Raw genomic sequence first — 12,700 nt, forward strand, 5'->3', positions numbered from 1 at the left:
ACATTTATTTAATTAAAGATTTTCCATAACATAGTGAAGGAAAGTCTTCATTCACTATTACTTCTTCCACAAATTCTAATTTAAGAAATTCCATAGTAATTTCAACATTATTTGATATTTGATATTTGATATTTGATATTTAATATTTCTATATTTTCGCTGGCTATCGCCAATAAAAGATTTTTTAAGCCCTAAAAGAAAAGATATAACTGCTTTGTTTAATGAAACAGTTATATCTTTTCTTACTATACCATTCTTCATATTCAATTAAAGATTTTCCATAGCAAAGCGGCGGAAAATCATCCTTTAGTAGGCCGTTCTCTCCCGTGACGATATATGCATGAACTGAAAAATCTGATTTTAATGGAGTGATAAATGTGAAATTTAGGACTATTGAACTAGCCTTAGAACTTCTTTATTTGTCCATTTAAAGCACCGTTAAGAAGTTTTCATTGCCTGAGCGAGGCACGAGTGAGTTTGAAAACTTTAGGGGCTTTAAATGGACAAATATTAGAAGTTCTTGGCGTATTGTTCAAGTCCAAAATTTCACATTTATCACGGAATTAGAATCAGATTTTTCCTATGCACTTACTTCACAATATATTTTTTAGGCGGAGTTACAGAATTTTTTTGTTTATTTAAATTTTTATTATCTACGTTGTTTTTGTTGCCACTTTCTTTTTCTTTAGCATTTGTATCATTTTGTACTTTTTTTTCTGGTGAATTATTTTTATTTCCATTAGATGAATTGTTAGTTTTTTTATTAGGGCTATTATTTTTATTTATATAGCTATTGTTTTCTTTATTTAAGTTATTTATTTTACTTTTAGAATCTGAATCTTTGGAGTTAATAATATTATTATTCTTGGTATTATTGTTGGTATTATTGTTGTTTTTGTTATTATTATTTTTGTTGCTATTATTATTATTATTATTGGTACTATTATTAAAATGATTATTTTCTATACTGCGGTTAGATTTTTTATATTCACTATAATTAGTTTTATTGCCTTTTGAAGTTTTTATATTGTAATTGATTTTAAAATTTTTAAGATCATTTTCTATATCAGTGATATCTAGCCTAGATACATCGCCTTTAAAGTCTAAATTTATAGATTTAGATCCATTTTTATAGTTATCATTTATATAATTTTCCCTTTGAGCCTCTTTTAGTATTAATTGAATTCCAGTTTCTAAAGTTTTATTTTTTAAGTTTAAATTTTTTATTACATTAGTGCCATCTGTATTTAAAGCTGTGATTTTAATTATTTTATTCCATTTATTCAATTCTAACTTAATACATGGGTTTATATCTATGGTTACAGCATAAGCGGCAGTATTATAAAATCTAAAAAATGTGCTGAATAGAAAAATAATAAGTAAAGATGCTGCAACTATAGAAAGTTTTTTGGTATTTTTATAAAATGGAGATTTTTTAATAATTTCTTCTGATTCATATATCTCACCTATGGAAGGACAGATAGTTAAATTTTTTACATAAACAAATTCTCCACCAGAAGTTAAAAGCCCAACCTTGTTTTTATTAACTTCCATTACTATTCCTTTTTTAATCATTGATATCACCTGCCTTTTCAATATTAAGGTATCCTTTGATATAAGTATAATTATCACTATATAATATTATAATTAATGCTATTAGGTATTTTCTCCAGGTTTCTATTAGCTTTCTTTTACTATTTGTAATTAAGCATATCTCCTTAATAGGCAGTTGTTTTTTATTTTGCAAACTAGAAATTATGGTTTGAGAGTTTATACATGCTAAAGCTATATTCAGTAAGTTGTCCCTAGTGTCCTTATGTTTGGGACAATTTTCAGCAATATCTATAAAAGATAATTTGTATAGTTTTAATTCATCATTTAGTAATTTTATTTCCTCCATTCTTATATAATTCTCAGAAGCAATATTAAAATTATTTATAGATATAGTATTGTCAATAGAGTTAAAGGTATCTTCATCATTCCAAATAAGATGAGAAGCTTTGTTTGATTTTTTAAAAAAATCTATTAATGAATTTTTTATTATTATGGAAGCATAGTTGAAAAAGCTTCCTTTTTTATAGTTGTATGTATCACAAGCTTTATTAAAGGCTATAAGTGCTATGCTTATCTCATCATCATTTTTATCATCTAAATTTTTTTTACAAATTCTATTTGTTGTTTTATATATAAAATTCATGCTATCCTTTATAAATTTATCTCTATTTTCTTTTCTCAAAAAATCTAGCTCCATTAAAATCACCTCGAATCATAGAAAATAGTATACATTATTATATACGAATTAACTATAAATTTTTAAAGAGGTAGCATACCCCTTTAAAAAAATATTTTTAATCGTAAATATAGTTATAGATGTGATTAAGATTAATTTTACTATGAGGAGGAGAAAATTATGAAAAAAATATGTATATTAACAATTTCTGCTTTATTGGCTTTAGGAGGAGTTGCAAAGGCAGATGAAACAATATCTTTTAAAGATAAAGCGGGTATAGCTCCAGATAGCATATTTTACAAGGTAGATAGAGCATTAGAGGAAATAAGTTTAAAATTTACTTCTGATGAAGATAAAGCAGACAAGCTATTAAGTATTTCAGAGGAAAGACTTGGTGAAGTGCAAATTATGGCTGAAGATGAAAAAAGTGAATTATTAGAAGAAACTTTAGAGGATTATAATAAAACTATTGAAGAGGCACAAAATATAGTGGATGAATTGAATGAAGGTAAAGATGAAAATGATACAGATAAGAAAGAAAGTGAAAAAGCTCAAGATGAAATAAACAAAGTTGAAGAAGAGATTGCTAAAAATACAGAAAATTCTATAAAGGTTTTAGAAACTATAAAAGAAAAGTTACCAGATAAGGCTAAGAAAAACATAGAGGCTGTAATAGAAATGCAAAAAAATAAAAAAGAAGCAGTAAGACTTATGGTGGAAAAAAGACATGAGTTTAATGATGCTAAAGAGGCATATAATGAAGCAAAGACTGCACTAGAAAATGCAAAAGCTTCAGGTGATGCAGAAGCTATAAAAAAGGCTGAAGAGGAACTTAAAAATGCAGAAGAAGTTTTTGATGTTAAAAAACAAGAGTTAAAAGAAGCGGTTGCTAAAAAAGCAGAAGTAGTTAAAGCAAAGAAGACAGCTAAAAAAGATGAAGAAGCTAAAAAAGATGAAGAAAATAAAAAAGATAAAGAAGCTAAAAAAGATAAAGAAGATAAAAAGGGCAAAAAACATGAAAATAAAGTACAAGATAACATAGAAAATAAAGAAGAAATCAAAAAAGAAGATAAACAAGAAAATAAAATGAATAATAAAAAAGAAGATAAATCAGAAAGTAAGATGAATAACAAACAAGAAAATAATGAAGAAAATAATATGGAAAGCAAAAAAGAGAATAAAAACAAAGGTACAGAGAATAAGGAAGTAAACAAAAATGAAAGCATAGAGAATAAAAAAAGGAATAAAAATGAAAGCGTTGAGAATAAAAAAGACAAGGAAAAAGGAACAAAAGACAAAAATAAATAGAAAAAAATTAATGCACCCATTGCTGGGTGCATTTTTTTAAATCAATACAAAAATCATGTGTTTACAAAATGTTAACATTTAATTTTGTAAACAGGAAAAGAAATGTCTAATATACCAAGTATAATAAAAATATGAACTAATAAAAATGTAAGTAGAGGAAAATATAAATTAAAATGGAATTTAAGGTTAAGGAAGTATATTGGAAAAATTAAATATTATAAAGGAGTGTTTAAAAAGTGATTGGTGCAATAGCTGGGGATATTATAGGCTCTATTTTTGAAAGAAAAAATATAAAAACTAAGGAATTTCAATTGTTTAGTAAAGGATCAATTTTTACTGATGACACTGTTTTAACCATTGCTACTATGGATTCGATACTAAATTCTAAACCTTTTAGCGAAAGTTATAAGAAATGGTTTAGAAAATATCCTAATGCGGGTTTTGGTGGTAATTTTTATAGATGGGGATTTTCAGAAAGTATGGAACCATATAATAGTTGGGGAAATGGTTCGGCTATGAGGGTAAGTCCTATAGGATACATAGGTGATTCAATGGGAGAAGTTATGGCAAAAGCAAAGGAAAGTGCGGAGGTTACTCATAATCATGTGGAAGGTATCAAGGGTGCTCAAGCAATAGCGGCCTCAATATACTTGGCTAAAATAGGAAAAGATAAAGATGAAATAAGAAAATTTGTAGAGGATACTTTTGATTATGACTTAAGTGAAAGTCTTTATAGTATAAGAAAATGGTATGCCTTTGATGTTTCTTGTGAGGGCAGTGTTCCACAAGCTATAAGGGCATTTTTAGAATCAAAAGATTATGAGGATGCTATAAGAAATGCCGTCTCAATTGGAGGGGACAGTGATACCATTGCTTGTATGACAGGGGGGATTGCAGAAGCTTATTATAAGGAAATACCAAGATATATTATTAGTGAGGTTTTCAAAATCATTCCTGAAGAAATGGTTACAATAATTGATAAGTTTTATAATTCAGCTACCCCAGGGATACAAAAAGTGTTATAATTACAATTGGCAATTTAAATAATAATGCTTAGGAGGGGAATGGAATGGATTTAGCAATTAATAAGGAATACGTTTTAAACACAGCAAAAGAACTATTGGAGTTCAATAGCCCAACTGGTTTCTGCTTTGACATCATGAAAACCATTGCAGAAAGAGCGGAAAAATTCGGATATGCTTTTGAAACTAATAATAAGGGATGTGGAATCATTACTGTTCCAGGTAAAAGTAATGATAAGGTGATAGGGTTATCTGCCCATGTGGATACATTAGGAGCTATGGTAAGATCTATTACTTCTCATGGTACATTAAAATTCACTTTACTTGGAGGCCCTATAGTTCCTACTTTAGACAGCGAATATTGTCAAATTAGAACTAGAGAAGGCAAAATCTATAGTGGAACATTTTTAAGTACAAGCCCTGCTGCTCACGTTTTTGCAGATAGTAGCTCAAAAAAACGTGATCCAGAAAATATGGAAATAAGAATTGATGAAGTAGTTAAATCTAAAGAAGATGTAGAAAAGCTAGGCATTGGCGTAGGGGACTTTATATTTATAGATCCTAAAACTACAATTACTGAAAGTGGATTTATAAAATCTAGATTTATAGATGATAAGGGTAGTGTTGCTTGTCTAATGGGACTATTAGAATTTATGAGTAGAGAAAAAATTACTCCTAAATACACTACTAAGATATTCATTTCTGTATATGAAGAAGTAGGTCATGGAGCATCTTATATACCTTCAGACATAACAGAAATGATAGCAGTAGATATGGGATGTATAGGAGATGACCTTAGCTGTACAGAATATGACGTTTCTATATGCGCAAAGGATTCAGGTGGACCTTACGATTATAATATGGTAACTAGTTTAGTAGAATTAAGTAAGGAAAATAAACTTGACTATGCAGTGGACATTTATCCTATGTATGGTTCAGATGTAGGAGCAGCACTTAGAGGTGGAAACAACATAAGAGGAGCTCTAATAGGACCAGGAGTTCATGCATCACATGGTATGGAAAGAACTCATTACAATGCTTTTGAAAATACAATAAAATTAGTATATTTATATATAAATAAATAACCCAACTTCACAGATATAAAGCAAAATTGAAAATATAAAATCTAGGGATAAAACTCCTTTAGGAGTTATTAAACATAAAAAATATTTGCAAATTATAATTATTTGCATTTCTCAATTACTCACATATAAAACAAAGTGGCTATGGCATTAAGAAGAAGTACTATGATAGGATATATTGTGCTAAATTTTTAGGACAATATATTATATGTAAATTCTTTAATGCAACAGACACTTTGTTTTTTTGTGCACCACAATATAAAAAATCATATTTGGATTATGTTATAATTAGTTTACCAAATTATAAATTTGTAAGTGAGGGTATGAAAGGTGAATTATAAAAGTCAATATGATAAGGAAAAGATAAATTTAATAATAGAACGCTCACATATGAGAAGTGAAAAGTATGGTATAGAAAAAGAAAGAATTAGCTCTAAAAAAATATTAAAAGGTGAGCAGATTTCTAATAATATAAGAAATAATAGAGGATTATTGAAAATAGCAGCTCCATTTATAAAAAAGATATATGAAATTGTATCTGGATCTGGGTTTTTATTAATTTTAACAGATAAGGATGGTTGTATATTAAATATAATTGGAGATAAGGACATGCTGAAAGCAGCTAAGGATATGGATATGGTAATAGGTGCTTATATGGATGAAAAGAGCATTGGCACTAATGCCATGGGAACAGCCATTAGTGAAAATATGGCAATTCAAATATCAGCAAAGGAACACTTTATAAATGCTTATCATAGATGGACATGTTCCGCAGCGCCTATTCATAATGAAAATGACCAAATTATAGGAACCTTAAATTTAACGGGAAAAAGTAGTGAAGTTCATTCTCATACTTTGGGATTGGTTGTAGCCGCAGTAAATTCTATAGAAAATGAACTTAATAATAGGATAATAAATAATAAATTAGTAGAAGCCTATAATTATATGAACACCATAATGGACGCTATGCCTTATGGTGTAATAGCGGTGAATCATGAAGGGATTATAAAAAATTTAAATAAGTTTGCCTGTAGAATATTTAATATTACAGAAAAAGAATGTCAAGATAAGCCCATAGATAATTTTTTAGATAATTGGCAGGAAATACTCAGAAAATGTCACACTAAAGAGGCATATAAAGAAAATGATGTTATTATAAGAGTTGGAGAAAAGAAAGAGCGTTATAGTGAGGATATATACCCAATAGAAAATGAAGAGGGAGAACTTATTGGAGTTGTAATAACTATAAAAGAAATTCAAAGAGTTTATAATTTAGTTAATAAATATAGTGGGATGAATGCTAAATATACTTTTGATGATTTAATTTGTGAAGATAGGGAAATGAAAAGAATAATAAGTTTTGCAAAAACCATATCTTTAAGTCCATCCACGGTTCTGCTTCAAGGGGAGAGCGGTACTGGAAAGGAAGTTTTAGCTCAATCCATACATAATTATAGTTCAAAAAAGGAAGGCCCTTTTGTAGCTATAAATTGTGGAGCAATACCTAAAAATCTAATTGAGAGTGAACTATTTGGATATGAAGATGGAAGCTTTACAGGAGGAAAAAAGGGAGGAAGACCTGGTAAATTTGAACTTGCTAATGGAGGAACTTTGTTTTTAGATGAAATAGGAGAAATGCCATTAGACATGCAGGTTAATCTTCTTAGAGTTTTACAGGAAAGGTGTGTAACTAGAATAGGTGGAAGCAGATATATACCCATAGATGTTAGGATAATAGCTGCCACTAATAAGGATTTAAAAGAGGAAATAGAAAAGGGCACCTTTAGAAACGATCTTTATTATAGATTAAGTGTAATACCTATAAAAATACCTCCTTTAAGAGAAAGAAAGATAGACTTGGATATTTTACTTAAGCATTTTTTAGAAATTAAATCTTACAAATTAAAAAAGGATATTCCTAATATAGATGAAAATCTTTATAAGGATATAATGTCTTATAGTTGGCCGGGGAATGTTAGGGAGCTAGAGAATTTTGTAGAGAATATAGTTAATTTAGGCGGTAGTACATCATTTAACATACAGCAGCAGGCTATGAATACTCAGGTTAAAAATGATTTTATATTTGATAATTTGGATTATACTTGTTCTTTAGAAGAATTAGAAAGAAGGGCTATAATAGCATGTTTGGAGAAATTTAAAGGAAATGTTTCTAAATCAGCGGATACATTAGGAATAAGTAGAAATACTTTATATACAAAAATGAAAAAATATAAAATTAACATATAAAAATAAATAATGTTACTAAAATATTTTTTTTATAATAATATATGAGACTAATTTAACATACATAAGTAGAAATAAGTGTTAGAAAAAGTGACAGTGTACTGAAATTTAACAGTATAAAAGGTGGAAGTGTTAAATTTCAGTACAGTTATATAAAGACGATTTTTAAAACAATGATTAAAAATTAACAAAATAAAGGCTTAGATTGATATTTAAATGACAAATGAATTTTGGCATGGTAATTGCTAGGGATATAAGTATAGAAAATAAGCATAATAAAATATGCATTAATTATATAGGTAGGAGGAATGGAAAATGAGTAGATTTACATTGCCAAGAGACATTTATTTCGGAAAAGGTACATTAGAAACACTAAAAACTTTAAAAGGAAAAAAAGCTGTTGTAGTTGTGGGCGGAGGCTCAATGAAGAGATTTGGATTTTTAGATAAAGTAGAAGCTTATTTAAAAGAAGCTGGAATGGAAGTAAAATTAATAGAGGGTGTAGAACCAGATCCATCTGTTGAAACAGTTATGAATGGTGCTGCAGTTATGAGAGAATTCCAGCCAGATTGGATAGTTTCTATAGGTGGAGGCTCACCAATAGACGCAGCTAAAGCTATGTGGATATTCTACGAGTACCCAGAATTTACTTTTGAGCAAGCTGTTGTTCCATTTGGATTACCAGAACTAAGACAAAAGGCTAAATTTGTAGCTATACCTTCTACTAGTGGAACTGCTACAGAAGTTACTGCTTTCTCAGTTATAACTAACTACAAAGAAAAGATAAAATATCCTTTAGCAGATTTCAACTTAACACCAGATGTAGCTATAGTAGACCCAGATTTAGCTCAAACAATGCCAGCTAAATTAGTAGCACATACTGGAATGGATGCTTTAACACATGCTATAGAAGCATATGTTGCTACATTAAGATCATCTTTCTCAGATCCATTAGCTATGGAAGCTATAGAAATGATAAAAGACAATTTATTAAAATCATATGAAGGTGACACTGAAGCAAGAGACGAGATGCATATTGCTCAATGTTTAGCAGGAATGGCTTTCTCTAATGCATTACTTGGAATAACTCACAGTATGGCACACAAAACAGGAGCAGTGTTCCACATACCACACGGATGTGCAAATGCTATATTCCTACCATACGTAATAGATTTCAATAAAAAAGCATGTGGAGAAAGATATGCTAAAATAGCTAAGAGATTAGGTCTTGATGGAAATACTCAAGATGAATTAATAGATGCATTAACAAATATGATAAAAGAAATGAACAAGAAAATGAATATACCGCTAACTATGAAGGAATACGGTGTAACTGAAGAAGACTTCAAAGCTAACTTAGATTTTATATCAGAAAATGCAGTTGCTGATGCTTGTACATCATCAAACCCAAGAGCTATATCAGTAGATGAAATGAAAAAAGTATTTGAAGCTACATTTTACGGAAACAAAGTAGAGTTTTAGATTAAAATAAAGGAAAGCCTCCCTAGTGGAGGATTTCTTTTTGTAAAAATAGATTATATAAATGAATAAAATCCAATCTATTTAAAAAAACTATAATGAATTTTTTTATATAAGCAAAATTGAAAAATTAGATAAAATATTAACTAAATATTAATAAATTATTATTAATATTTGCTGTTAATCAATAATTTAACTTTGAAAATTATAAAATTCCAATTATCTTTTTTATTTAGTGTTATAAGCAAAAGGGTATTAATAATGATCAATATACAAATGATCAATGCTCAATGAATAATTAAGGAAAAAACTCTTTTGGCAGCTGTTTTGTGTTAAAAGTGATTTAAAAAATTACTTAGGAATTTCAACCTTCATTGAACATTGAAATTTATAATAGCATTTTAATTTATCTTGGAGTGTTAAAAAGTTATCGAAAAAAGAGTATTCTTTTTTCTAATATGAAAATTTATATTAGAAATAATTTATAAAACTTAGAGAAAAATCTAAAATTTCAAACTTTACAATTAACCTACAATAAAAAGAACTTTATTATTGAATAAATTGTGATATAATAAGATTAGTGTGTTTTTTTAATAAAAAATTTTAATAAATTATAATAAAATATGGAGGAATTACCATGTTTAAGATAGTAGAAAAAAAATTATTAGCACCTCAAATTTATCTTATGAAAATTCATGCACCAAGAGTTGCTAAAGCAGCACAGCCAGGACAATTTATAATAGTAAGAATGGATGCAAAGGGAGAAAGAATACCTCTTACTATTTGTGATTATGATGTACAAGCAGGAACTGTAACTATAGTATTCCAATCAATTGGATGTTCAACTACAAGAATGGCTCAATATGAAGAAGGAGATAGTTTTGCTGACTTCGTAGGACCATTAGGACAACCTTCAGAATTCGTTCACGAAGATTTAGAAGAATTAAAAGGAAAGAAAATGGTATTTATAGCTGGAGGAGTTGGAACAGCTCCAGTTTATCCACAAGCTAAATGGTTACATGAGCACGGTGTAGAAGTAGATGTAATAATAGGAGCTAAGTCTAAAGACTATATGATTCTTGAAGATCAAATGAAAACCGTTGCAAATGTATATCCAGCAACAGATGATGGTTCATATGGATACAAGGGTTTAGTTACTAATCTATTAAAAGATTTAGTAGAAAACCAAGGCAAGAAATACGACTTAGTTATAGCTATTGGACCTATGATAATGATGAAATTCGTATGTAAGTTAACTGAAGAATTAGGAATAAAGACTGTAGTAAGTTTAAATACTATAATGGTTGATGGAACAGGAATGTGCGGAGCATGTAGAGTTACTGTAGACGGAAAAACTAGATTTGCTTGCGTAGAAGGACCTGAATTTGATGGACATAAAGTTGACTTTGAAGAAGCAATGAAAAGACAAGGCATGTACAAAGCACAAGAATGTGAAAAAACTGAAGAGTTTAACAAAAACTGTAAACTTGTAGAAGAAACAAAAGTAGACAGAATGAAAAGAACTCCAGTAAAAGAACAAGACCCAAAAGTAAGAGCTACTAACTTTGATGAAGTATGTCTTGGATATGATGAAGAGGAAGCAGTAAGAGAAGCATCTAGATGTTTGAATTGTAAGAATCCTCTATGTAGACCTAAATGTCCAGTTTCAATAGATATACCAGGATTTATTCAACATGTTAAAAATAGAGAATTTGCTGAAGCAGCAAAAGTTATAGCTAAATACAGTGCACTTCCAGCTGTTTGCGGAAGAGTTTGTCCACAAGAATTACAATGTGAAGGCAAATGTGTTCTTGGAATTAAAGGTGAGCCTGTAGCTATAGGTAAACTTGAAAGATTTGTAGCTGACTGGTCAAGAGAACATAATGTAGACTTATCAGAAACAGCTCCAAAGAATGGCAAGAAAGTAGCAGTAATAGGTAGTGGTCCTTCAGGATTAACTTGTGCTGGTGATCTTGCTAAAATGGGTTATGATGTTACTATATTTGAAGCTTTACATGAAGCAGGTGGAGTTTTAGTATACGGAATACCAGAATTCAGATTACCAAAAGAAAAAGTTGTTAAAGCTGAAGTTGAAAATGTTAAAAAACTAGGTGTTAAAATAGAAACAGACGTAATAGTAGGAAGAACTATTACTATAGATGAGTTATTTGATGCAGAAGGTTTCCAAGCAGTATTTATAGGATCAGGAGCAGGTCTACCAAAATTCATGGGAATACCAGGAGAAAACTTAAACGGAGTTTTATCTGCTAATGAATTCTTAACAAGAAACAACTTAATGAAAGCTTTCCAAGAAGGATATGATACTCCAATTAGAGTTGGACAAAAAGTTGCAGTAGTAGGTGGCGGAAACGTTGCTATGGACGCAGCAAGAACAGCTTTAAGATTAGGAGCAGAAGTTCATGTAGTTTACAGAAGATCTGAATCAGAACTTCCAGCAAGAATTGAAGAAGTTCATCACGCTAAAGAAGAAGGAATAATATTTGACCTTCTTACAAATCCAGTAGAAATCATTGGAGATGACAAGAACTGGGTTAAAGGAATGAAATGTATAAAGATGGAACTTGGTGAAGCAGATGCATCAGGAAGAAGAAAACCAGTAGAAATACCAGGATCTGAATTCGTAATGGACGTAGATACTGTAATAATGTCACTAGGTACATCTCCAAACTCATTAATTCCTTCAACAACAAAAGGATTAGATATTAACAAGAGAAGATGTATTGTTGCAGAAGAAGAAACTGGTGCTACTTCAAGAGAAGCAGTATATGCTGGTGGAGACGCTGTAACAGGAGCAGCTACAGTTATACTTGCAATGGGCGCAGGTAAAAATGCAGCAGCAGCAATTGATAAATATTTAAGCGAAAAATAAATTATATAAAAAAAGCCTTGGGTTAAGTATAACCTGAGGCTTTTTTGCAATTATATTAATACCAATAGTCACCATAACCGTAAGGAGGTCTTCTATGTCTTCTACGCCTTCCTGTAAGTTCTCTAATTAGTAATATTCTGAATAAATCATTTAAAGCTCTTCTTCTTCCGTAGCGACGCCTTCTATTGTAATCTTTATCGTATTTATCTTCATGATCTTCTTCCATGTCTTCTAAGTAATCCTTGATATGTTCATACATATCTTCACAAACATCATCTAAATCCTTATGGCTTGGGGTGTACATCCAGCCATATTTTCTTGTGCGCCCAGCATGGGCGCAATCTAACGGGTGAGAGTCCCGAGCACGGGTTGATAGTGCCAAGTGCATAGCTTAAGACAAGGGTGTCCACCGTGAGGTGGAATCTGAAGGAAGTCGGCGGCAAAA

The 12,700-nt window shown here is 29.9% G+C and carries 10 protein-coding genes; 6 read left to right on the top strand and 4 right to left on the bottom strand.

The genetic code is table 11. The features are described from left to right. Window positions 1-75 precede the first annotated feature (75 nt). The 3 genes from FGK85_RS12840 to FGK85_RS12850 all read right to left on the bottom strand — a co-directional run bounded on the left by FGK85_RS12840 (window position 76) and on the right by FGK85_RS12850 (window position 2,251). A complete protein-coding gene (locus FGK85_RS12840; RefSeq protein WP_171011430.1) occupies window positions 76-267 on the bottom strand; it encodes a hypothetical protein in 192 nt (63 codons plus the stop codon). Window positions 268-588: 321 nt separating this feature from the next. Then, window positions 589-1,575 carry an anti-sigma-I factor RsgI family protein gene (locus FGK85_RS12845; RefSeq protein ID WP_138207250.1) on the bottom strand — a complete coding sequence of 329 codons (987 nt, stop codon included), beginning with the start codon at window positions 1,573-1,575 and terminating at the stop codon, window positions 589-591. Continuing rightward, entirely contained in the window at window positions 1,568-2,251 is a 684-nt protein-coding gene (locus FGK85_RS12850; protein ID WP_138207252.1) for a sigma-70 family RNA polymerase sigma factor, read from the bottom strand. Before FGK85_RS12850 ends, FGK85_RS12845 begins: the two co-directional genes overlap by 8 nt. A 159-nt stretch (window positions 2,252-2,410) precedes the next feature. On the opposite strand from FGK85_RS12850, the gene FGK85_RS12855 reads away from it, so the two are divergent. The 6 genes from FGK85_RS12855 to FGK85_RS12880 all read left to right on the top strand — a co-directional run bounded on the left by FGK85_RS12855 (window position 2,411) and on the right by FGK85_RS12880 (window position 12,255). Continuing rightward, a complete protein-coding gene (locus FGK85_RS12855; RefSeq protein ID WP_138207254.1) occupies window positions 2,411-3,538 on the top strand; it encodes a DUF5667 domain-containing protein in 1,128 nt (375 codons plus the stop codon). Between the two features lie 236 nt (window positions 3,539-3,774). After that, window positions 3,775-4,563, top strand: a complete 789-nt coding sequence (locus tag FGK85_RS12860; protein WP_138207255.1) for an ADP-ribosylglycohydrolase family protein — start codon at window positions 3,775-3,777, stop codon at window positions 4,561-4,563. A gap of 44 nt (window positions 4,564-4,607) precedes the next feature. Beyond that, window positions 4,608-5,645: a M42 family metallopeptidase gene (locus FGK85_RS12865; RefSeq protein ID WP_138207257.1), complete on the top strand. Its 1,038-nt coding sequence runs from the start codon at window positions 4,608-4,610 to the stop codon at window positions 5,643-5,645. Between the two features lie 387 nt (window positions 5,646-6,032). After that, window positions 6,033-7,889: a sigma-54-dependent Fis family transcriptional regulator gene (locus FGK85_RS12870; RefSeq protein ID WP_138207265.1), complete on the top strand. Its 1,857-nt coding sequence runs from the start codon at window positions 6,033-6,035 to the stop codon at window positions 7,887-7,889. 312 nt (window positions 7,890-8,201) lie between these two features. Then, a complete protein-coding gene (locus FGK85_RS12875; protein ID WP_138207259.1) occupies window positions 8,202-9,368 on the top strand; it encodes an iron-containing alcohol dehydrogenase in 1,167 nt (388 codons plus the stop codon). Between the two features lie 634 nt (window positions 9,369-10,002). Next, entirely contained in the window at window positions 10,003-12,255 is a 2,253-nt protein-coding gene (locus FGK85_RS12880; protein WP_138207261.1) for a bifunctional dihydroorotate dehydrogenase B NAD binding subunit/NADPH-dependent glutamate synthase, read from the top strand. Window positions 12,256-12,310: 55 nt separating this feature from the next. Here the strand turns inward: FGK85_RS12880 and FGK85_RS12885 are convergent, their stop codons facing one another. Continuing rightward, window positions 12,311-12,559, bottom strand: a complete 249-nt coding sequence (locus tag FGK85_RS12885; RefSeq protein WP_138207263.1) for a hypothetical protein — start codon at window positions 12,557-12,559, stop codon at window positions 12,311-12,313. Window positions 12,560-12,700: the final 141 nt, after the last annotated feature.

Source organism: Haloimpatiens lingqiaonensis (assembly GCF_901447495.1).
GTDB classification, from domain to species: Bacteria; Bacillota; Clostridia; order Clostridiales; family Clostridiaceae; genus Haloimpatiens; species Haloimpatiens lingqiaonensis.

Excerpts from the sequence above, each read along its gene's own strand:
- FGK85_RS12845 (WP_138207250.1), bottom strand. The coding sequence starts at position 1,575 with ATGATTAAAAAAGGAATAGTAATGGAAGTTAATAAAAACAAGGTTGGG.
- FGK85_RS12850 (WP_138207252.1), bottom strand. The coding sequence starts at position 2,251 with ATGGAGCTAGATTTTTTGAGAAAAGAAAATAGAGATAAATTTATAAAG.
- FGK85_RS12855 (WP_138207254.1), top strand. The coding sequence starts at position 2,411 with ATGAAAAAAATATGTATATTAACAATTTCTGCTTTATTGGCTTTAGGA.
- FGK85_RS12865 (WP_138207257.1), top strand. The coding sequence starts at position 4,608 with ATGGATTTAGCAATTAATAAGGAATACGTTTTAAACACAGCAAAAGAA.
- FGK85_RS12870 (WP_138207265.1), top strand. The coding sequence starts at position 6,033 with ATGAGAAGTGAAAAGTATGGTATAGAAAAAGAAAGAATTAGCTCTAAA.
- FGK85_RS12875 (WP_138207259.1), top strand. The coding sequence starts at position 8,202 with ATGAGTAGATTTACATTGCCAAGAGACATTTATTTCGGAAAAGGTACA.
- FGK85_RS12880 (WP_138207261.1), top strand. The coding sequence starts at position 10,003 with ATGTTTAAGATAGTAGAAAAAAAATTATTAGCACCTCAAATTTATCTT.
- FGK85_RS12885 (WP_138207263.1), bottom strand. The coding sequence starts at position 12,559 with ATGTACACCCCAAGCCATAAGGATTTAGATGATGTTTGTGAAGATATG.